Genomic DNA, 19,813 nt, shown 5'->3' with positions numbered 1-19,813 from the left:
GCCGGCAGGCGGCCCTGAAACTACCTGTTTATCACGATCTCCCCTGACACAGGGGGCGGCTTTTTCAGACTGTCCACGACAGGGCAATGGGCGATCACCTTCTCTGCAAGCGCCCTCACCCGTGCCTCCTCATCGGGGCTTTCGATGCGGAAGTTGAACTTCACATCCTTGAACTTGGTCCGTTGTCTCATCCACCGCAGCCACCACAACCGCCACCGCAGCCCCCGCCGCCGCAACCGCTGGACCCACAACCACTTGATCCGCATCCGCCAGTATACGAGTTGCCATAAGTTGATGATGCCTTCGGAAAGAGTTCCTTCACAAAGGGGAAGTAATCTCCCGAAAGCGCAGTGAGCCCAAAGACCGCGGCAAGAAATGCTGCATCGTTGGTCATCCCCCCGGGCCGTAAACTGGCCGCCCGAAGCTTAAGCGAGCGAAATCGCTGAGTCATCTGGAGAATGATCTCGTCGCCCGCTCCTGTCCTCTGCATGCGCCACGTCGCCAGAGCCCAGACGGCAAAGACAAGGCTGAGGAGGAGCAAGTAACCAACATTGAACCGGCCGCGCATAAAGGCAACGATGATCTTTACGCCCGACAAGATTGCTCCTGAAGATGTTCCCCACAGGAACCGGCATCCTGCGGCAGGGGCAAACATCACCGTTGGGTAACACCGTAATCAATCTGTCTCCGGCAGAACAGCGGTAGGGACGTTCGTTGGTAACCATGAACTGAAGAGAACGCTGGAGTGTGACAGGCCGCTGTGTCAGCCATCCGCGTCGGGATTCCGCGTGCATCAATCTGAAGAACTCCCGGGTTTCGTCCGGCGTGAGAAGGCTGTCAGCACCGGCGCTGCCCCTGCCGCAGGGCACAAGGCGATCCGCCCATACCCGTGTTACGCCAAGACGATGTCCCAGCCGAGCCACACAGGGAAAATCGCGGAAATTGCTATTATGCGCTGTGAAAGAAATATGTGTCGAGATCCGCTCGTCCGCCAGCAGGCGGAGCCCTTCAACAGCCCGCTCGTAGCTCCCTTGGCCCCGGATGCGATCATGGGTCTCCCGATCACCATCAATGCTCACTTGAACAAAGCCGGGTTTAAGAAGCCTCAATGCACTGACCACTGCCGGGGTGAGCATAGTCCCATTGGTCAGCACGGCGAATGAAAAAAGCCGGCTCTCTGCTGCCAGCTTCTCCAATAAAGCCATGAAGTCCTCCCGCATAAAGGGTTCACCCCCCGTCACCGTTACGTGCGCCCGAAAGCGGCCCTTCCCGCTCTGACGGCGGGAGTTGCGGATAAATAACCTGAACTGCTCCAAGACCGCCATGAGATCTTTCCAACTGGGCTCGGGGGGGGAGATTTCTTCCTGGTAGCAGTGGCTGCAGCGCAGATTACAGCGGTCTGTTATATGCCATTGAAAAAGAATATGCTCCGGCATATAGCGGAAATCCTCACGCATCAAATCTGCCCGTTTATCACAATCTCCCCTGATACAGGGGTCGGCTTTTTCAGGCTGTCCACGACCGGGCAATGGGCGATCACCTTTTCTGCAAGCGCACGTACGCGTGTTTCATCATCAGGGCTTTCGATGCGGAAATTGAACTTTACGTCCTTAAATCCTGCGCTTACGTCGTCGATCATGAAGAGGCCGCGCAGGTCGAGTGTGCCTTCCACGTCCACGGCAAGCGACGTTATGGTCAGACCCTCATGCAATGCGAACTCATAGAAGGCAGCCTCGACACAGGCTCCGAAGGCAGAGAGCAGAAGTTCGATAGGATTAGGCGCCTGATTCTCTCCCCCTGCTGCCTCTGCGTAGTCTGACTTTACAAGGTGCTCCCTAACCTCCGTCTCGGTGTACAGATTCCTGATATGCCTGGAAGAAACCTTCGGCTTGTAGATCGCAGCCTCGGGCTTTCTTTTAAAGAACTCTATCCGTGTAGCGACAATCTCTTTAAGGTCACGCTTTGTGCTCATCTGCATATTCTCCTTTTATCTCATGAATGACACGGCAGCAATACTGTTTCATCATATCATAGATATGGAACAGGACCAGATAAGCGCGAGGCTAAATAATCCCCCGCCTTCGCAGAAGCTTCTCGATCTCGACCGCAACAAAGACGACAGATGACAGAACAAGGGTGAACATTAATTCGCCGAGCGTCAACGGCTCTGTTTTGAATATGGGGTTAAAAAATGGCACATAAACAGTCGCCATCTGCAATGCAAAGGTCAAAGCAAATGCGCCCAGAAGAGGTATATTTGAAAACAATCCCTGTTTAAAGAGAGATTCAGCGTCAGACCTTATAGCAAGCACATGCCCCATCTGGCTCAGACACAAAACAGTAAAGACCATCGTCTGCCAGTGTGCATGGCCAGTCTTAAGCGACCATGCCTGAGTAAACAGGGACACAGCGCCCATCAGAAGTCCAACCCATATAATGTGAATTCCAAGGCCATTGGCAAAGATGCTCTCTTTAGGGTGGCGTGGAGGTCTTTCCATGGCGCCTTTTTCTGCCGGTTCTGCGGCAAGTGCAAGGCCAGGCAGCCCGTCGGTCACGAGATTGATCCAGAGGATATGTATAGGCAGCAGGGGAATGGGGAGCCCAAAAAAAGGCGCAAGGAATATGGTCCAGATCTCGCCCGAGTTGCTCGTCATAGTGTATTTAATGAACTTGCGGATATTATCGAAAATCCGCCTTCCCTCCTTCACAGCCTTCACTATGGTGGCGAAGTTATCGTCCAGAAGGATCATATGGGCTGCTTCTTTTGACACATCCGTTCCGGTTATGCCCATGGCAACGCCGATATCAGCCCTCTTGAGCGCCGGAGCGTCATTTACGCCATCGCCGGTCATGGCAACGAACTGGCCTTTGTCCTGAAGTGCCTTCACGATCTTCAGCTTCTGCTCAGGCGCTACCCTTGCATATACGCGTATATGCTCGACCCGCTCCTCAAACTCCTCCATTGACAACTGATCAAGTTCTCTGCCTGTGATCACGGCACGAGAGTCCTGTTCGAGTATCCCGAGCCTCCTGGCAATGGTCGTCGCAGTCAACGGATGGTCCCCGGTTATCATCACCGGCTTGATTCCAGCACTCTTGCATAAGCGTACCGCTTCCTTGGCTTCATCCCGCGGGGGGTCCATCATGCCGACAAGACCCAACACCGTAAGGCCGGCTTCAACGTGCTCCGGCGACATATCATTCGGCAGCGACTCCCAGGTCCTCATAGCAACACCGAGCACCCGTAATCCGTCAGCAGCCATCCTGTCGTTTATCCTATGCAGCTCTTCCCGATTGATCGGAATCATTCCGGCTGAGGTAAGCATCATCGAGGACTTGTCAATCAGCACATCGATAGCACCTTTGGTGAATGAAATGTGTTTATATTTTCCTGCTGACTGCTGATCGCTGACAACTGATTGCAGATGTATCGTTGTCATGCACTTTCTGTCAGAATCAAAGGGAAGCTCTGCCACTCTCGGGAAGGCCTGCTCCAGGTTTTTTTTGTCAAAGCCTTTGCTTTTCGCTAAAACATACAGTGCAATTTCCGTTGGGTCGCCGACCGCATTGCCAGACACGTCCATCCCTGCGTCATTGCTTAAGGCCAGAGCCAGGAACAGCCGGGATTGGGGATTGGTTGCTGGGGATCGGAAATCAGCAGTTTTTTCACTGACCACTGAACCCAGATCACTACCCCCCTGCAACTGCCCGTCCACATATATCTCCTCCACGGTCATCTTGTTCAGCGTGAGGGTTCCGGTCTTGTCAGAGCAGATGTAGGTGACAGAACCGAGGGTCTCTACTGCAGGGAGCTTTCTTATGAGGGCGTTCTGCTTTATAAGCTTTTTTGCACCAAGCGCAAGTGATATGGTTATAACCGCCGGGAGCGCCTCCGGAATTGCCGCAACTGCGAGAGATATGGCGGTCAGAAGCATCAACAACGGAGGTTCGCCCCTGAAAACCCCAATACCAAAAACTACTGCGCAGATAGCGAGCACTGCAAAGGCAAGATTCTTTCCGAACGTCAGAAGCCTTTTCTGGAGAGGGGTTTTGACCTCTTCCTCTTCCTGAAGCATGGTGGCAATTTTCCCAAGTTCAGTATTCATACCGGTGGCAGTGACAATGCCTGTGCCTCTGCCATACGATACTGCAGTGCCTTTGTAAGCCATGTTCTTTCTATCGCCCATCGGCAGGTGTTCGTCGTGCAGTGCTTTGGTATTTTTCTCCACAGGCACGGATTCACCGGTGAGAGCGGCCTCTTCCACTTTCAACTGGACCGTCTCGGCAAGCCTCATATCAGCCGGCACAACCTTTCCGGCTTCGAGCAATACGATATCACCCGGCACAAGCTCTGATGCAGGGATAGTCGTATGCTCACCGCTTCTCAATACAAGGGCAGTATGCGCAGCCATTTTCTTAAGGGCAGCCAGGGCTTTTTCAGCCCGGTATTCCTGCACAAAGCCGATCACCGCATTCAGCAGCACAATTACTATTATCGCAATCGTATCTTCAGGGTCTCCGACAATCCCTGATATGACTGCAGCAGCAATAAGGATGAGAATCATGAAGTCCTTGAACTGGTCAAGGAACATCAGGAGCGGGGTCTTCTTTGCTTTCTCTGTCAGTTCATTCTGACCGTATTCGAGCAGGCGCTTTTCGGCCTCTTCTGAGGATATACCCTTTAAAGACGAGTTCAGTTCTTCAAAAACATCTTCAACTGTTTTTTGATGCCAGCGCATTGTTTATCTCTCCTTATCTATAACAGTTGGAGGCCGACGACATTGATGTAAGGCAGCTGACTGCTGCCAGTTTAAGATATCTCGCCTGACTTATTTTGTTTCCTTCTTTATTGTATGATGGTTAATATTTAACCGTTATTCCATTCAGGTCTTCCTTTGTCAGTTCCGGAAAACGCTTCAAGGTCCAGTTTCCGACCCAGTCCTTGAACAGCTTCAGGTTTCTATTCCGCTCGGCATCATCTGAGCCCAAATACCGGTACATATTACCTGGCTTACGGTCCTTCGTGTTCGCCCCGTCATCAAGCCTGCGCATCAACGCTCCGGTGTCAGGCCATCCCGTAAAATGGACAAGATTCGCATACCCTGCCATCTTCGGCCCCCTGAACAAGGCGATGAACTTCTCCTTATCTTTCTTGAAATCCCCATATTCGGGCGCATCGCTGCCATGGCATGCCTCGCATTTCTGCTCAAAAAGCTGTTTGATATGCGTCGTGTATTTGACTTCCTCTGCAAATGCTGCGCTGCCCAAAACAATAAGTGCTGAAACTGCAAGCAATACTTTTTTCATGTCCGATATCTCCTTTTGATTATCTCATAAATTCTCTCCCGCTCCCTGCTTTTCAACGGGTCGCGCGACAATCTGCAGTCCGTCTTTGAGCAGGATCGTTCTGTCGGCTCGGGAGGCAAGATCATTGTTATGGGTCACCATCACAATAGTATATCCTCTGAGATTAAGTGATCTCAGCAGCTCAAATATCCTTTCGCTGTTTTCTGTGTCGAGATTGCCGGTCGGCTCGTCAGCAAGGACGATCTCCGGACCATTAGCCAGCGCACGCGCTATGGCAACGCGCTGCATCTCACCACCGCTCAGCTGGTTCGGGAAATGCCTCATTCTGTTCTGGAGACCCACGGTCTCGAGCAGAGCAGCGATCTTTTCCGTATCTATCCTCTCCTTGCTGAATACCTTTGGAAGCGCCACATTATCAAAAACAGAGAGCCCCGGCATAAGATAAAATTGCTGAAACACAAATCCGATCTTTCTTCTGCGGATCTCATCAAGGCCTGTTTCAGACATATGCTCAACGTTCAGGTCATCGAACTTCATGGTGCCCTTTGTCGGCAAATCGAGGCAGCCAAGGATATGCAGGAGCGATGACTTACCCGAGCCCGACGGTCCGACAATCGAGAGAAACTCCCCCTTGCCTATATCCAGATTTATACCTCTGAGCGCATGAAGCTCCTCAGCACCTCTGCGATAAACCTTCTCCACTCCCCTGAGTTCTATCATCCCCTGATCGCCTCTATCGGTTGTATTCTGGATGCCTTCCATGCAGGATACAAGCCTGAGCAGATGCCGACAATCACGGCAAAGATAAGGCTTGCCCCTGCTATACCCGGATCAAAATGGCCCATACTGCCGGCAGGTGCATAAGGCATGATTCTGCGTACAAAGAGCCCGATAAGATCACTGCCTGCAACAGAGACAAGAATGCCGGCAAGGCCGCCGGTCGCGGTCAGAAGCATGCCCTCGATCAGGATGATTCTGAAGATGTCCGATCGGGCAGCTCCTATGGCACGCATCATGCCGATCTCCTGCGTCCGCTCAAATACTGCCATCAGCATCGCATTCATAACGCCGACAGCGCTCACGATGATCGCAATGATCGCAATCGACAGGCCCAGGACTTTCGCAGAGGCAGCAAGCGTGGAAATACTGCTCATTACCTGGTTCATGGTCACGATCTGTATGCCCGGAACCTGCTCCGCAAGTCCATCGGTAATTTTTGTCAACAACGCCGGATCCGTCACCTTTACCCCTACTGCTGTCGCGCCCGAGGGCTTTTTAAATATTGTCTGCGCAGCCTCTATCGGCATATAGATAAAGGCATCATCCTGGGTACCGGTCTTTTTCAGAATGCCTGATACACGGAAGGAGGCGCTCACGTTGGGGTAGTTAATGACGTCACCCACCTTGAGCCCCTGATGGCCTGCCATCTCTGCGCCGAGGATAATTTCATGGTCATCCTTCGGAACAGCGCCTTCTATGTTCCAGTGAGGTTTTATCTGCATAATTTTTGCCATCTCAATGCCATAAACCAGATCAACCCTTTTCTGCTCAGGGTTCGGCAACTGGGCAACCAGAATCGGTGAGGCAAATTCGATTCCCTCAAAGGCCTTGATCTTGTCCATGACTGCGAGGTCAAGGAACTTCGGAATGATTGAGCCGTGAAGCACAAGCGATGCAACTTCATGCGGACAGCCGGACGGAACAACCATGAAATGAATGCCGGTACGTTCCAATTCTTTTGCCAGCCCCTTCTCAAACCCCTTGTTAAAAGAGAGGATCGAAAAGAGCACCGCCACCGAAGTTGCAATCCCAAAAAGTGCCAGGAGGCTCCTCGTCTTATAACGATTCAGGTTCTGAAAAGCGAGTCGCAGAAAAACCACTATCTGACCTCAACTCCCTCGGCAATGACCTGCAGTTCTCCCTGAACAGGGTACACAATACCGGTGACTTTGACGGTCTTGTTCATTCGGGGCGGGAGCGTCATATTGTTTTGCGCAAGATTTATAAAGACCTGCCCGGTATCATCCTGCAGCACAAACCAGCAGCCATTCGAGCCGCACTGGGACGATATCTTGCCGGCAATCGTCACCTTTTTGCCCACAGGATTGCTGTCAAGAAAGATGTCCTTGACCTTGACCGCAGCTATCTTCGTATCCACGCCAGCTCCGTATTTCTCGGCAGAGCAGCCAAGAAGCGATAAAACGATCCCTGCTGCCAGCAAAACTGAAAACACCCTTTTCATTCGTTACCTCGCACTATGGAATATACTACGACTATAGGTATCATGCCTGGTGCATATGAAGAAAATATGAATGAGGCATGAGCATTTTCATTTTTTCTTTCCTGATCGTTTGAGGCACGTCACATCACTTCGCGAATACACTGAATAATTTATCAAGACCTGACTTTTCAAGTTTTGAAACAGCTTCCAACTCGCCTGCGTCAAGCCAAATTCCTGCACACTCAGAACACTTGTCCACCTTTATTTCCTTGTAATCTATCTCTATCAGTTCCATGCCGCACTTGGGACATCGCATATTATGCAGCTTTTTTAGTTGTTCCTTTTCCTCCCCCTTAAGCTTCTTGTGTTTTTCCTCCTCGATTTTTTTTCTTTTCTCGAATTCCATTCTTGAAATATACTCTGCTTCTCTCTCGCTCGGTTTCATTGATATTGCCTCCCTTGTTGATTTTGATGACATGATCTATTTAGTTATGCTCCTGACCTCATCGCTTCCAGACGGGCAATTCTTTCCTCCATCGGCGGATGGGTGCTGAAGAGCTTCAGCAGGCCGCCGCCCGAAAGAGGACTCACAATGAAAAGGTGAGCTGTTGCAGGGCTTGCCTGCATCGGTATCTGCTGCGAGGCCATCTGGAGCTTTCTCAGTGCCCCGGCAAGATGCAGGGGATTGCCGGAAATTGCGGCTCCGCCTGCGTCTGCGCCGTATTCACGCGACCGCGATATCGCCATCTGAACCATCATCGCTGCGATCGGGCCGACGATCATCATGACCAGCGCCGCTATAGGACTGCTTCCCTCGCCTTCATCATTGCTTCTGCCGCCAAATAACGCAGACCATTGGGCCATCTGGGCCAGATAGCTGATGGCTCCGGCGATCGCAGCAGCTACCGTGCTCACAAGAATATCCCTGTGTTTGATATGCGCCAGTTCATGGGCAATAACGCCCTCGATCTCTGCCTGCGACAGCATCCTCATGATACCGGCCGTGACCGCAACAGCACCGTGCTCGGGATTACGTCCCGTTGCAAAGGCATTCGGCTGATCCTGGTCCATGATAAATACCTTCGGCATCGGAAGTTCTGCCCTCTGCGCAAGCCTCCTGACCGTGCCGTAAAGTTCAGGCGCGTCCCTTTCAGAAACTTCCTGCGCCCCATACATCTTCAGCACAATCTTATCACTGAACCAGTAGGATACAAAGTTCATTCCAAAGGCCATGACCAGGGCAAAGGTCATGCCTGTTTTACCGCCAAGCAAACCTCCCACAAACACCAGCATCAGGGTCAGGGTTACCATAAGAACCATTGTCTTCAATCCATTCATCGCTTACCTCCCGGGGATTACCCCAAAATAAAAAAGACCTTTACCGCCACGAAATTCGTGCGATAAAGGTCTTGCTTGTTAGTGTTATCTAACCGATGGTGCCGGGTCTGTTCAGACCGTGCTGACGACAGCCGCCGATTCAGCTACTCCCCTTTACTGTTTTTATTCTATTTGTTCACCCCAGCTGCTGTCAATACAAAATTAAGCAGCCGGAAAGGTTTTCTTCAGCGTGACCGCCTGACAGGGTTATCCTTCAGTTCATTTTGTGAAACTTTCAGATCCTTTATAAGACCATTAGAGATCGAATAGATCCAGCCGTGGATATGAAGTTCTCTTCCCTGCTTCCAGGCCTTCTGAACGATCGTGTTATTTGACAAATTCCTGACCTGCGCAGTCACATTCAGCTCGCACATCCGGTCGTCGGTTATGGCCCTGTGTTTCGACATCTGCGTCTTAACGTTGTCAAGCCAATGCTCCAGGAGACCGCTGACCTTATTTTTCATAATGGCCTCTATGCCGCCGCATCCGTAATGACCACAGACGATGATATGCTTTACGCGCAGTATTTCGATCGCATACTGCAGGACGCACATCAGATTCATGTCCGTATTGACCACCTGGTTCGAGATATTGCGATGCACAAATACCTCACCGGGGAGCAATCCGGTTATCTGGTTTGCAGGAACCCTGCTGTCAGAGCAGCCGATCCATAAGTATTTTGGACTTTGCTGCTTTTCAAGCTTTCTGAAAAAGTTCGGATTCTCAGCCTTTACCCGGCTTGCCCATTCCCTGTTATTGTTCAAAAGCTTAATAATATCTTTCATTGCTTATCACACATCCGTCTTTTCGATAACAAAAAGAAGCTGTCCCTCCTGCACTGTGTCATTCAATTTCACACAGACCTCAGATATCTGCCCTTCAAACGGCGATATGATCGCATTTACCATCTTCATTGCCTCAAGGTTCGCTATCTCTTCGCCCTTATGCACGATATCTCCAGCCTTGATCATACCGCGCTCAGGATTGCCAATCCTCCATATATTGCCATTGATCAGCGCGCCAATGTCAGCAGGTCCTTTTGCCATACGTATCTCGACCTTCTTCGCACGGGGAGTATCAACGGAATAGACTCTCGTCTTGTTGTTAACGCGCATCACAACATGAACTACGCCTTCGTACTCGGCCCCGACCGACACCAGTTCAATAGTATAAGGCTTGCCCCTCAGCTCGAAATCAACGCGGTCGCCTGCCTTTCTCAGTCCGTTCCTCCAGACATCCGTTGGCAGAACAAGCGGCGCTTCGCCGAACTTATCCCTGAACTCGATCATGCCGAGCGCATCCTTTGGATGCATGAGATAAAGGATGAACTCCTCCTGCGTAGGAATCCTGCCTATATGTTCCGCAAGCTCTTTCCTCGGAGTCTCAATATCCTCATTATCAAGCGAATCAAGAGGAGACAGTTCTTTGCGTTCCGACATCTTCTTTTCCCACTCGTCGCCAAACGTGCTTCGGTATACCCATGCATCGGGCCACCCCATCGGCAGCCTGCCGTAATTGCCGAGGAGCATGTTCTTAAAGTCACCGGGAGCATTTCTGAAAAGCATGAGCAGTTCCTGCTGCTCAGCTTCGTTCATGGCCCCAAGATCCTGAGCCTTTTCGACCACAAAACGTTCAAGCAGGTCTATGATATGCCTTACGCCGGCGTCGCCTCTCTCTTTGGCATAGCGATTTACAATACCGCTGCAGGTGACCCAGGTTATCTGCGAACCGGGCGTAACGTCAAAATATTTCACAATCCTGTTATATATCGACATAGCCTTCAGTATAGACGGCATGAGATGCAGGAACTCGCCCTTTTCCGCCTGCTCAAATGAGCTTGGGAAGGCTCCGCCAGGCATCCTGTGGCGAGTGACCGTGTGATCAAATCCCTTGAAAGGTGACTCAGCCCAATCATAATGTCCGATCCATTCGCGCACCTTCTGAACTGCCCCTTCCGCTTCGTCCCTGTTGAGATGAACCGGAATGCCGGATTCTTCAAAATAGGCCTGCACGCTGAGGATTGGCGAATGTCCGTAAAAGCGGACAAGGGAGTCTTCCTGCACGTCGAATATTCTTGCGCCTGCCTTGGCTGCAGCAAGGAGTGCGGGCATTGCGAGTCCGTCCGTAATGTGACGATGATACTGCAGCACAAGGTCAGGATATTTCTGCTTGATGGCATCAACAAGGCTGCCTATCCGCCTGATGTCACCCACACCGGCCATATCCTTAATACAGAGAACAATTTCGTCGGTGCCTGAGCAGAGGTCCACAATGGCTCTGACAACGGAAAGATAGTAGTCGTTCGTTGTCCAGTCCGCAGAGGTGAAGGATATTGTCGGCTCGAAAAGTCGTCCTCTCTTCATTACGACTTCTGCGACCGAGCGCATATTCCGCACATCGTTCAGGAATGAAAAGCACCTCCAGACGTCAATATCTACATTTGCCACGACATATTCGATGATATTCTTCGGATACGGGCGGTATCCAAAGAGATTTGTTTCCCGAATAAGTGTCTGGAGCAGCACATTGGGCATCAGCTCCCTGAGGATCGCTATCTCTTCAACAGGGCTCTCCCGTCTGTTCATTATGCCGACGTGCCAGCGGGCGCCGCCGTGACATTCAGCGCTGAAAAGACCCATATTATTGTAATACGGTGCAAGGGTCTTGAGGTCGTGAATCCGATGGCGGTTCTTGAAATCAGACTGTCCGGCATCCCGCATGCCGACATTCGTAAAACATACGCCTTCAAGAGAACGCACTGCAGCAACAATCTCTCTTGGCATCATCCCCGGCCTTGCAAAGATCGTATTTCCCATTTCCTTTTTCCTGTTTTCCATTGTCTTTACCCTCACATCCAGGCCTGAGAGCCGAGGGCGGATATCTCCGCGACATACCTGGCAACCTTCAGGGCCTCATCTTCCCCGCTTTGGTCCCTGAACATGGATATCAGTTCGTCCATATGCTCTTCGATAAAGCGGGTCGAAAATTCGCCCGAGATAAAGGAAGGATGTCTGATAATGCTCAACAGCAAAGGCGCAAGGGTCTTCACTCCTTCGATTCTGAGGTTTCTCGAAAGTGAGCGGTCCATAGCACGTATAGCATCTTCCCGGTCAGCCCCTGCAGTCATAAGCAGCATGAAGAGCGAGTCATAATAAGGCGGTATATCAGCGCCTTCGTATACACCTGCAGCAACCCTCACACCCGGGCCCATCGGCACCTGCAGACGGGTGATCTTGCCGAAGGATGGACTGAAGTTCTTCGGGTCTTCAGCATTCAGCCTCACCTCAAGCGCCCACCGGTTAGGATGGATATCGGACTGTTTAAACGGCAGCGGCTTGCCCATTGCAACGTCAAGCATGATGCCTACAATATCGAGTCCGGTAATAAGTTCGGTAATGCCGTGCTCGACCTGAAGCCGGGTATTGACCTCAAGGAAGTAAAACTTCTTTGTTGGTGCGTCGAAGATGAACTCAACTGTCCCGGCTGTGGTGTATCCGATCTCGCGCATAAGACGGGTCGCAGTATAGCAGATCTCCTGCCTTAATCCATCATCAAGGGACGGTGACGGGGCCTCCTCAATGATCTTCTGGTTGCGTCTCTGCAGCGTACATTCCCTTTCATAAAGATGGACAACATTGCCCTGAGAATCAGCAACGATCTGCACCTCAATATGCCTTCCGCGCTCTATATATTTTTCGACAAGTACCGTCTCGTCGCCGAAAGCTTTCTTTGACTCTGACCTGACCTGACTCAGCGCCTGACTGAGCTGGTCGTCACTCTCCACTTTCAGCATGCCTTTTCCGCCGCCTCCGGCTGACGCCTTGATCATGATCGGGAAACTCACCTTTTCATCCCTCATCCATGTTCTGATCTGGTCAACGTCTGTCACATTGCTGAGGCCCGGGATTGTGGGCACATGAGCTTTGCGGGCGATCTCCTTGGCCTCTATCTTGTCTCCCATCATCTTTATGACTTCCGGAGAAGGACCTATCCAGATAAGGCCTGCATCAACCACCTTTTGGGCAAAGATATGGTTTTCGGCAAGGAATCCCCAGCCTGAGTGCACAGCGTCTGAACTGCTCTTCAGAGCAGCATCAATGATCCGGTCCATATTAAGGTAGGACTCCGCAGGAGGGGCCTCGCCAATATGGACTGCGGTATCGGCCATGAACACATGATGTGCCAGCCGGTCAGGTGTACTATACACAGCGGTCGTGCCGATCTTCCTGTCCCTGCAGGTATGCATGATACGCACTGCCGGAACTCCCCTGTTCGCGATCAATACCTTCTTAATTCTTCTCGCATCCATTAATAAAACTCCTTTGCAGACTTGTGCTGCACTCAATAAAGTAGTTTACTTGCATGGCGGGATATAAAGCACGGAACTTATTGCTCTATAGTCAAATTTAATAGCTCATGCTATTCTATTGCCATGGACATCAAGCTCAAACTTTTTTGTGCTGTGGCCGAGACACGAAGTTTCTCGAAGACCTCCAAGATTGCTCATCTCAGCCAGCCCGCGGTAAGCCTCCAAATACAGGCGCTTGAAGAATTTTTTGAAACAAAGCTGTTTGACAGATCGGGCGGAGAAATTAATTTAACCGCAGCCGGGGAACTTCTTTATCATCAGGCAAAACATATTCTGGAACACTATAACGACATTGAAAAAGATATGCGGAAGATATCGGGCGCTATCAAGGGGGGATTTACGATCGGCGCCAGCACATCCCTCGGCAACCATGTCCTCCCCCGGGTTATCATCGCTTTCAAGAAAGCACATCCTAAAGTGAAGATCAGCATGATGGTCGGCAACACGAAAAGAATTGAGGAGCTTCTGAAGTCAGGCTTTATTGATTTTGGTCTGGTGGCGGGAGAATGCATGGGTGGAAAAATGAAGAGAGAAACAATAATGTCAGATGAGCTGGTGCTTATTGTTTCCCGGGAACATCCCTGGGCAAAGAAAAAAAATGTCTCGATCCTGGATATTTTAAAGGAACCCTTCATCCTCAGGGAAGAAGGATCTGGAACCCGACAGCAGATCGAAGAGTATTTTTCAGCGCATGGCATCAGTATTCATGATATGCATATTGCTTTGGTATTAGGCAGTACGGCCTCGATCAAAGAAGCGGTTGAAGCCGGCATCGGCGTCTCGATTGTCTCAAAATGGGCTGTCCTGAGGGAGGCTGCAGATGGGCGCTTGAAGCTTCTTACATTCAAGGAGGGGAGCATCCAGCGAGATCTCTCCCTGCTTATTCCATCGAAAAAGTATCTTACCCATGTCATGGACGAGTTTCTTATTTATGTAAGAAAGTATCCCTATGACACCTTTTTCAAGAAAATCTGATTATTGATACGGGTGTACAACAGTGAAGACGGCCTTATGTATTTGGCGTGCAGGATTCAGGAACGCTCTTCTTCATCGGGTTCAGGGAACCATATTCCTCATGGCCCCCTCTGACAAGGTTTGTCTGACGGTGTATTTCGGATGACGCTGCTTCAGAAATTTTCCCTTATCTGCATAATGGCCTTTTGCGTATTTGGCGTGTCACTCGGTCTTATCATCACGAACAGCCTCGAGCATTTTATGGTTGAGGAATCGAAACAGACAACTGCGGCACTTGTCATGGAAGAGGCCCGCCATGAATTCATGCCGGAAGACTTTCGTTCAGCAAAGGTCGGGGATGCCTATGACCCTTTTTCCAGACGTGTGGAGCATCTGACATTGGGCAGGAATGTTGAACGGATCAAGATCTGGGGGACTGACGGGACAGTATTGTGGGCCGACAGCAGGGACGTTGTTGGACTTAAATTCCCTGACAACAGGCCCCTTCAGGAGGCTATTTCCGGCAGGATAGTATCTGAGATAAGCTCGTTATCAAAGCTGGAGCATGCTTCGGAGAAGAATCATGGCAGACTTCTTGAACTCTATGTTCCCGTGTCTTTACAGGATGAAAAAGGAGTTGCCGCGGTTTTCGAGATCTATCAGAACGTAAGGAACCTGTCACTCGCCGTTGACCAGAGAAAACGCCTCGTTTGGAGATCGATCTTCGGCGGCTTCAGTCTCCTGTATATAACCCTTTTCAGTATCGTTTGGCGGGCATCGAAGCGTATCGATCTGCAGCACCGGGAGATTGCGAGGTCTCATGCCAAATACCGCAGCCTGGTCAGCTCTGCCCACGACGGGATTATCTCTGTGGACAAAGACGGCGGCATTGTCCTGTTCAACGATGCTGCAGAGCGGCTGTTCGGCAGACCGGGTGAGAGCATTTTGGGAAGATCGGTTCTGGAGCTTATTCAGGAAGAAGATCAGGCCTCATATCGGGCAGCGCAGGAATCGTGCATGCTGTGCAGAAACAGGGGATGCGGGGACCCTTTTGAGGTACAAGGATTGCGCAGGGACGGAACCGGTTTTCCGATGGAGGTTACGCTCTCTGTTTCAGGGTCCGGCAGTGACATGCTGGTAACCGGTTTTGTCCGGGACATCTCGGAGCGTAAGGCCATTCAGATACAGTTGGTGCAGTCCGAGAAAATGGCGACCGTATCGGTCATCGCCGGGAGCATCGGCCATGAGATCAAGAACATTCTGAGCAGTTTGCTCGGATATTCAGAGATGCTTCTCATGAGAGAAGACAATGACGAGCTTACAACAAAGTGTGCCGAGGTCTTCAGTTCACAGACCCAGCGCCTGAACCTCCATGCGAATAATCTTCTGGCCATTGGCAAGCCTCAGACGCCTGAGATGAAGGAGATCCGTCTCCACCGATTTCTTGACAGAGTTACGGAACTGCTTGAGGTCAGCGGCATACTTAAACTTTGTACCGTAGTCAGAAGATATACGGGTGAAGAAATAATCATAACCGGTGATGAAATGCTGCTTGAGCAGGTAGTCAGAAATCTTCAGATCAACGCCCTCCATGCCATGGAAAAACAGGGCATTCTGACAATGACAACAAACATTTCAGGGGACAGGAGGTTCGCAGAAGTCTCTTTTTCCGATACCGGTCACGGGGTCAAGGACAGCATCAGACACCAGATATTTCTGCCGTTCTATACGACCAAAGAAAAGGGAAAGGGCACAGGGCTTGGTCTCTATATCGTCAAGCAGATCATTGAGCAGCATGGCGGATATATCAGACTCGACAGTGAGGAAGGGCGAGGAACCACGGTGCTGATAGGCTTGCCGCTTCGCTCAGAGACAGAGAAACATTGATAACGCAGATTGTGCAGTACCCCGACCATTGGGTATAGTAAAACCATGAGAACAACCATTGTGTGCGGCATGCTCGGATCAGGGAAGACGACCTTTATCCAACAGTTTGTCACGAACATTTCAGGCAAGGCGGTCGTGCTGGTGAACGATTTCGGCAAGGCAGGCATTGACGGCGAGATCTTCTCGGCAAACGGCATTGAGTCGATCGAACTGCCAAGCGGATGTGTCTGCTGCACCCTGAAGTTCGACCTCATCTCCTCCATCGAAAAGATACGCGAGACCTTTGCGCCGGAGCATCTCCTGATCGAACCGAGCGGCATAGCCTCTCCCTCGGGAGTTCTTGAGGCACTTGAGACCATGAAGATCAGCATAGTCACTGTTGTAGGCATCGTAGACGCCACCGAATTTCTTGAACTCAATCACGAAGATGCGTTCGGCCGGTTCTTTGAGGACCAAGTCACGAACTCTGACATAGTCCTCGTGAACAAGACAGACCTTGTCGAAAAAGATATAACGGAAAGAACAGTCCAGACCATTGAACAGATGAACCCCAAGGCCATTGTCTTCAGCACAGTCAACTGCGTCACCGGCAGTACCCTGCCCGGCAATATCGGTACAGAGCGAACGATACGCGGACATGCTGATCATCTTCACTTTGATACGGTATCCCTCAGACTGGCAGACAGCCTTGACCATGAATGGCTCAGCGACTTTTTTCAGGATATGTCCATCGGCAAATACGGCGACATTGTGAGGGCAAAGGCGCTCGTGAATACCCTGCAGGGGCCCCACCAGTTCGATCTGTCATTCACGAACATCAAAAGCATACCTTTCGGGAAAAATGTCAGCGGCAGCAGGCTGGTGATCATCGGCAGGGATATTCGAAGGGATGCCATTCTGAAAATATTCCCCTCGCCCTTAACCTTCCTGTAGCTGCTGCGCTGCTTAGTTCTTTACAGCCTTACATCAAACGATCCTGCCCTTTTCGAGAAAGAGTAATCTGTCGGCAAGCCGTTCAGCCTGGGCGCGGTCATGGGTCGTCATGATGACCGTAGTCCTCCCGCGCTGCTTCAGTTGAAGAATGATATTCTCAATGATCTCGGTATTTTTTTCGTCAATGGATGCAGTCGGCTCATCAAGGAAAAGCACCTCCGGTTCAATAACCAATGCCCTTGCAATTGCAATCCTCTGGGACTCGCCGCTTGAGAGGGTAAGCGCGTTCTGATCCTTTTTATGGCTGAGCCCTGCGAATTCAAGAACGCTGTCAGTCCTGTCGTTAGATTCCCTGCCGGATATGCCCCGAATGCGCAGACCATAAGAAACATTCCGGCAGACTGACATATTGAAGAGTCCGGCCTTCGGTAAAACAAGGGTTATCCTGCGCCTCAGTGCGATGTTGTCCTGCGCCTCATGCGCTCCATCGAGATACCTGACTGTTCCCCTATCCGGCTGCTCCAGCAGGGCGCATATACGCAGAAATGTAGACTTGCCGCAGCCGTTCGCGCCGGTAAGCACGTATATTCCGTTTTCCCTAAAAAACCAGGAACTGCCCTGCAGCACAGGATTGTTGTTATAGCTCTTGTCTATGCCGACTGCCTGCAGACTGAGACTCATCTGCTGGCTCCTGGCATGCTTTTTTTCTGAAAAATATGAAGCAGCACATTGACCATAAGAGAGATCAACAACAGTATGACGCCCAGGGCCAGCGCAAGTTCGAAATTCCCCTTGTCTGTTTCGAGCGCTATGGTCGTGGTCATGACACGCGTAAACCCTGCGATATTGCCGCCGACGATCAGGATCGCTCCGACCTCTGCCATGACCCTGCCGAAGCCTGCGATCACTGCTGCCATGATCCCGTAGCGTGCCTCATTGATAACAGTCAGTGATACCTGAAAAGGGGTTGCGCCCAGCGTTGTCGCCGCCTGCCGTATGACAGGATCGACCCCCATGATCGCTGCGTGGCTTAAAGAAGCCACGATCGGAAAGGCAAGTATGGTTTGGGCTGCGATCATTGCCGACGGAGTATACAACAAAGCCATGAACCCAAGAGGCCCGCTTCTGGACAGAAGCAGATACACAAAAAGCCCGACAACCACCGGGGGGAGTCCCATGAAGGTGTTGAGCAGACTTATAACGATCCCGCGGAACGGGAATTTTCTTAAACCGAGTACTGCACTGAGCGGAAGAGCCAGTGCAGTCGCAACAACAAGCGCTGATCCGGAGACCTTGAGGGAAAGCAGGATAATACCCGTCAACTCCCGGTCAAGGCCGAAGATCAGAGAGACAGCCTTTCCCAATGCCTGGCTCAGTGCGTCCATGTTAAGGGGCCTGGATGCGTAAATGCGTCCATGCGGCAAAAACCATGAGACAACCAAACTGTTTTAGCGCATCTGCCCATTCACGCCTTCCCGCGTTTACGCCTCATTATTTTGCATTCGGGTAGAAGAGCTGATTGCCTAAGCTGTCCTTAAACGCAGCAATCGCCTGCTGCCCCTCTTTTGATATGAGCCAGTTCACGAACTCCATCGCTTCTTTGTATTTCACGTGCTTGTGCTTTTCGGGATTCACGGCCATAACACCATACTGGTTGAAGAGCGTTGTATCACCTTCGTGGACAATGAGCATATCGAGTTTGTCCTTGTCCTTTGTGGCAAGCCAGGTGCCGCGGTCAGTGAGCGCATAGGCTCTTTTCTCGTTTGCGATCCTCTGGGTCTTTTCCATGCCCTGCCCGACCTCGAGATACCACTTCTGCCCTTTTGGCTCAATACCAGCCTTCTTCCAGATCGATAACTCCTTGGTGTGAGTGCCTGAGTTGTCACCGCGGGAGACGAACTGGGACACCTCGCTTATCTTCTTGAATGCATCAACGGTTGATTTTATTCCCTTGATCTTACCAGGATCATCATTTGGACCGATAATAACAAAATCGTTGTACATAACATCAGAGCGGTTGACAAAGAAACCTTCCTCAACAGCCTTCAGTTCCTGCTCCTTTGCATGCACAAAAGCAACGTCAGCATCACCCCTCTTGCCCATCTCGATGGCAGCACCAGTGCCGCGCGCAACAACCTTCACCTTGATCCCGGTCTTCTTCTCGAAGAGCGGCAGGATATGGGTAAACAATCCGGAGTTCTCAGTGCTCGTTGTCGAAGAACAGATGATCTCCGTCGCCGCTGTTGCGTTCACTGATACGAATACGGACACGCACACTATTAATGCGATAAATAATCTGCTCTTTCTTCCCATTACTCCTCCTCAGGTGACTTTTTTTTATAGCCTGACTTCTTTTCTTCATGTTCAAGGAATTTTTGAAAATCGGCATGGAACTTCCAGAATATTTTTATGGCTTTTTCTCCTTCTTCCGTGACCAGCGTACCGCCGCCGCCCTTGCCGCCCGCAGCGGTCACGACAAAGGGTTTTGGAGCCTGCCGGTTCATCGAATCGATCAGCACCCAGGCCCGGCGGTAAGACAGCTCCATGGATCTTGCAGCCTTTGTTATCGAGCCAAGCTCACGGATCCGTTCAAGGAGAACAACCCGGCCATACCCCAGAAACGTGCCCTCATTGCCGTCAAGCCAAATATGCCCCCTGAAACGGACAAAGGGCTTACTGCTCCTTACAACAGGCTTTTTCTTCTTCTGCATGGGCGTAATATACAAAAATGAATAACGAAAAGGCAAGAGCGGAATAACCTGCAT

21 protein-coding genes are annotated in these 19,813 nt (G+C 51.0%); 3 read left to right on the top strand and 18 right to left on the bottom strand.

Going from position 1 to position 19,813, the window contains the following annotated elements:
- Positions 1-20: 20 nt before the first annotated feature.
- The 14 genes from HZB62_01555 to HZB62_01490 all read right to left on the bottom strand — a co-directional run bounded on the left by HZB62_01555 (position 21) and on the right by HZB62_01490 (position 13,214).
- On the bottom strand, positions 21-191 hold the full coding sequence (locus tag HZB62_01555; protein MBI5073846.1) for an OsmC family protein: 171 nt from the start codon (positions 189-191) through the stop codon (positions 21-23).
- Positions 188-394, bottom strand: coding sequence for a hypothetical protein (locus HZB62_01550; protein MBI5073845.1), 207 nt, complete (start codon positions 392-394; stop codon positions 188-190). Before HZB62_01550 ends, HZB62_01555 begins: the two co-directional genes overlap by 4 nt.
- 31 nt (positions 395-425) lie before the next feature.
- Positions 426-1,457 carry a radical SAM protein gene (locus HZB62_01545; protein MBI5073844.1) on the bottom strand — a complete coding sequence of 344 codons (1,032 nt, stop codon included), beginning with the start codon at positions 1,455-1,457 and terminating at the stop codon, positions 426-428.
- Positions 1,457-1,972, bottom strand: coding sequence for an OsmC family protein (locus tag HZB62_01540; protein MBI5073843.1), 516 nt, complete (start codon positions 1,970-1,972; stop codon positions 1,457-1,459). The genes HZB62_01545 and HZB62_01540 overlap by 1 nt, the downstream gene beginning before the upstream one ends.
- 91 nt (positions 1,973-2,063) lie before the next feature.
- On the bottom strand, positions 2,064-4,739 hold the full coding sequence (locus tag HZB62_01535) for a cation-translocating P-type ATPase (protein MBI5073842.1): 2,676 nt from the start codon (positions 4,737-4,739) through the stop codon (positions 2,064-2,066).
- Positions 4,740-4,860: 121 nt separating this feature from the next.
- Positions 4,861-5,307, bottom strand: coding sequence for a cytochrome C (locus tag HZB62_01530; protein MBI5073841.1), 447 nt, complete (start codon positions 5,305-5,307; stop codon positions 4,861-4,863).
- A 24-nt stretch (positions 5,308-5,331) separates the two neighbouring features.
- On the bottom strand, positions 5,332-6,027 hold the full coding sequence (locus HZB62_01525; GenBank protein MBI5073840.1) for an ABC transporter ATP-binding protein: 696 nt from the start codon (positions 6,025-6,027) through the stop codon (positions 5,332-5,334).
- Positions 6,024-7,190: an ABC transporter permease gene (locus tag HZB62_01520; protein MBI5073839.1), complete on the bottom strand. Its 1,167-nt coding sequence runs from the start codon at positions 7,188-7,190 to the stop codon at positions 6,024-6,026. Before HZB62_01520 ends, HZB62_01525 begins: the two co-directional genes overlap by 4 nt.
- Positions 7,187-7,549, bottom strand: coding sequence for an OB-fold nucleic acid binding domain-containing protein (locus HZB62_01515; GenBank protein MBI5073838.1), 363 nt, complete (start codon positions 7,547-7,549; stop codon positions 7,187-7,189). The genes HZB62_01520 and HZB62_01515 overlap by 4 nt, the downstream gene beginning before the upstream one ends.
- Positions 7,550-7,673: 124 nt before the next feature.
- Entirely contained in the window at positions 7,674-7,973 is a 300-nt protein-coding gene (locus HZB62_01510; GenBank protein MBI5073837.1) for a zf-TFIIB domain-containing protein, read from the bottom strand.
- 44 nt (positions 7,974-8,017) lie between these two features.
- Entirely contained in the window at positions 8,018-8,866 is an 849-nt protein-coding gene (htpX, locus tag HZB62_01505) for a zinc metalloprotease HtpX (protein ID MBI5073836.1), read from the bottom strand.
- Between the two features lie 224 nt (positions 8,867-9,090).
- Positions 9,091-9,690: a carbonic anhydrase gene (locus tag HZB62_01500; GenBank protein ID MBI5073835.1), complete on the bottom strand. Its 600-nt coding sequence runs from the start codon at positions 9,688-9,690 to the stop codon at positions 9,091-9,093.
- Between the two features lie 6 nt (positions 9,691-9,696).
- Entirely contained in the window at positions 9,697-11,721 is a 2,025-nt protein-coding gene (locus HZB62_01495; protein ID MBI5073834.1) for a biotin attachment protein, read from the bottom strand.
- Positions 11,722-11,753: 32 nt separating this feature from the next.
- Complete coding sequence (locus HZB62_01490; protein MBI5073833.1) at positions 11,754-13,214, bottom strand: ATP-grasp domain-containing protein; 1,461 nt, start codon at positions 13,212-13,214, stop codon at positions 11,754-11,756.
- Positions 13,215-13,337: 123 nt separating this feature from the next.
- Between HZB62_01490 and HZB62_01485 the strand changes: the two genes are divergently transcribed.
- The 3 genes from HZB62_01485 (at position 13,338) to HZB62_01475 (ending at position 17,048) form a co-directional block, all read left to right on the top strand.
- Positions 13,338-14,249 carry a LysR family transcriptional regulator gene (locus tag HZB62_01485; protein ID MBI5073832.1) on the top strand — a complete coding sequence of 304 codons (912 nt, stop codon included), beginning with the start codon at positions 13,338-13,340 and terminating at the stop codon, positions 14,247-14,249.
- 141 nt (positions 14,250-14,390) lie between these two features.
- Entirely contained in the window at positions 14,391-16,115 is a 1,725-nt protein-coding gene (locus HZB62_01480; GenBank protein ID MBI5073831.1) for a PAS domain S-box protein, read from the top strand.
- Positions 16,116-16,160: 45 nt separating this feature from the next.
- Positions 16,161-17,048, top strand: a complete 888-nt coding sequence (locus HZB62_01475) for a GTP-binding protein (GenBank protein MBI5073830.1) — start codon at positions 16,161-16,163, stop codon at positions 17,046-17,048.
- A gap of 33 nt (positions 17,049-17,081) precedes the next feature.
- Here the strand turns inward: HZB62_01475 and HZB62_01470 are convergent, their stop codons facing one another.
- The 4 genes from HZB62_01470 to HZB62_01455 form a co-directional block, all read right to left on the bottom strand.
- Positions 17,082-17,729 (bottom strand): ATP-binding cassette domain-containing protein, encoded by a 648-nt coding sequence (locus HZB62_01470; protein ID MBI5073829.1) that lies wholly within the window; start codon positions 17,727-17,729, stop codon positions 17,082-17,084.
- Complete coding sequence (locus tag HZB62_01465; protein MBI5073828.1) at positions 17,726-18,433, bottom strand: ABC transporter permease; 708 nt, start codon at positions 18,431-18,433, stop codon at positions 17,726-17,728. Before HZB62_01465 ends, HZB62_01470 begins: the two co-directional genes overlap by 4 nt.
- 106 nt (positions 18,434-18,539) lie before the next feature.
- Positions 18,540-19,361, bottom strand: a complete 822-nt coding sequence (locus HZB62_01460; GenBank protein MBI5073827.1) for an extracellular solute-binding protein — start codon at positions 19,359-19,361, stop codon at positions 18,540-18,542.
- A complete protein-coding gene (locus tag HZB62_01455) occupies positions 19,361-19,759 on the bottom strand; it encodes a LysR family transcriptional regulator (protein MBI5073826.1) in 399 nt (132 codons plus the stop codon). Before HZB62_01455 ends, HZB62_01460 begins: the two co-directional genes overlap by 1 nt.
- Positions 19,760-19,813 lie beyond the last annotated feature (54 nt).

This window comes from Nitrospirota bacterium, from assembly GCA_016214855.1.
In the GTDB taxonomy this organism is placed as follows: domain Bacteria; phylum Nitrospirota; class Thermodesulfovibrionia; order Thermodesulfovibrionales; family UBA6898; genus UBA6898.
This window is presented reverse-complemented; position numbering and strand designations above follow the sequence as displayed.

Excerpts from the sequence above, each read along its gene's own strand:
- HZB62_01500 (MBI5073835.1), bottom strand. The coding sequence starts at position 9,690 with ATGAAAGATATTATTAAGCTTTTGAACAATAACAGGGAATGGGCAAGC.
- HZB62_01510 (MBI5073837.1), bottom strand. The coding sequence starts at position 7,973 with ATGAAACCGAGCGAGAGAGAAGCAGAGTATATTTCAAGAATGGAATTC.
- HZB62_01455 (MBI5073826.1), bottom strand. The coding sequence starts at position 19,759 with ATGCAGAAGAAGAAAAAGCCTGTTGTAAGGAGCAGTAAGCCCTTTGTC.
- HZB62_01545 (MBI5073844.1), bottom strand. The coding sequence starts at position 1,457 with ATGCGTGAGGATTTCCGCTATATGCCGGAGCATATTCTTTTTCAATGG.
- HZB62_01530 (MBI5073841.1), bottom strand. The coding sequence starts at position 5,307 with ATGAAAAAAGTATTGCTTGCAGTTTCAGCACTTATTGTTTTGGGCAGC.
- HZB62_01465 (MBI5073828.1), bottom strand. The coding sequence starts at position 18,433 with ATGGACGCACTGAGCCAGGCATTGGGAAAGGCTGTCTCTCTGATCTTC.
- HZB62_01540 (MBI5073843.1), bottom strand. The coding sequence starts at position 1,972 with ATGAGCACAAAGCGTGACCTTAAAGAGATTGTCGCTACACGGATAGAG.
- HZB62_01525 (MBI5073840.1), bottom strand. The coding sequence starts at position 6,027 with ATGATAGAACTCAGGGGAGTGGAGAAGGTTTATCGCAGAGGTGCTGAG.
- HZB62_01535 (MBI5073842.1), bottom strand. The coding sequence starts at position 4,739 with ATGCGCTGGCATCAAAAAACAGTTGAAGATGTTTTTGAAGAACTGAAC.
- HZB62_01490 (MBI5073833.1), bottom strand. The coding sequence starts at position 13,214 with ATGGATGCGAGAAGAATTAAGAAGGTATTGATCGCGAACAGGGGAGTT.
- htpX (MBI5073836.1), bottom strand. The coding sequence starts at position 8,866 with ATGAATGGATTGAAGACAATGGTTCTTATGGTAACCCTGACCCTGATG.
- HZB62_01495 (MBI5073834.1), bottom strand. The coding sequence starts at position 11,721 with ATGGGAAATACGATCTTTGCAAGGCCGGGGATGATGCCAAGAGAGATT.
- HZB62_01550 (MBI5073845.1), bottom strand. The coding sequence starts at position 394 with ATGACCAACGATGCAGCATTTCTTGCCGCGGTCTTTGGGCTCACTGCG.
- HZB62_01475 (MBI5073830.1), top strand. The coding sequence starts at position 16,161 with ATGAGAACAACCATTGTGTGCGGCATGCTCGGATCAGGGAAGACGACC.
- HZB62_01480 (MBI5073831.1), top strand. The coding sequence starts at position 14,391 with ATGACGCTGCTTCAGAAATTTTCCCTTATCTGCATAATGGCCTTTTGC.
- HZB62_01515 (MBI5073838.1), bottom strand. The coding sequence starts at position 7,549 with ATGAAAAGGGTGTTTTCAGTTTTGCTGGCAGCAGGGATCGTTTTATCG.
- HZB62_01460 (MBI5073827.1), bottom strand. The coding sequence starts at position 19,361 with ATGGGAAGAAAGAGCAGATTATTTATCGCATTAATAGTGTGCGTGTCC.
- HZB62_01555 (MBI5073846.1), bottom strand. The coding sequence starts at position 191 with ATGAGACAACGGACCAAGTTCAAGGATGTGAAGTTCAACTTCCGCATC.
- HZB62_01485 (MBI5073832.1), top strand. The coding sequence starts at position 13,338 with ATGGACATCAAGCTCAAACTTTTTTGTGCTGTGGCCGAGACACGAAGT.
- HZB62_01470 (MBI5073829.1), bottom strand. The coding sequence starts at position 17,729 with ATGAGTCTCAGTCTGCAGGCAGTCGGCATAGACAAGAGCTATAACAAC.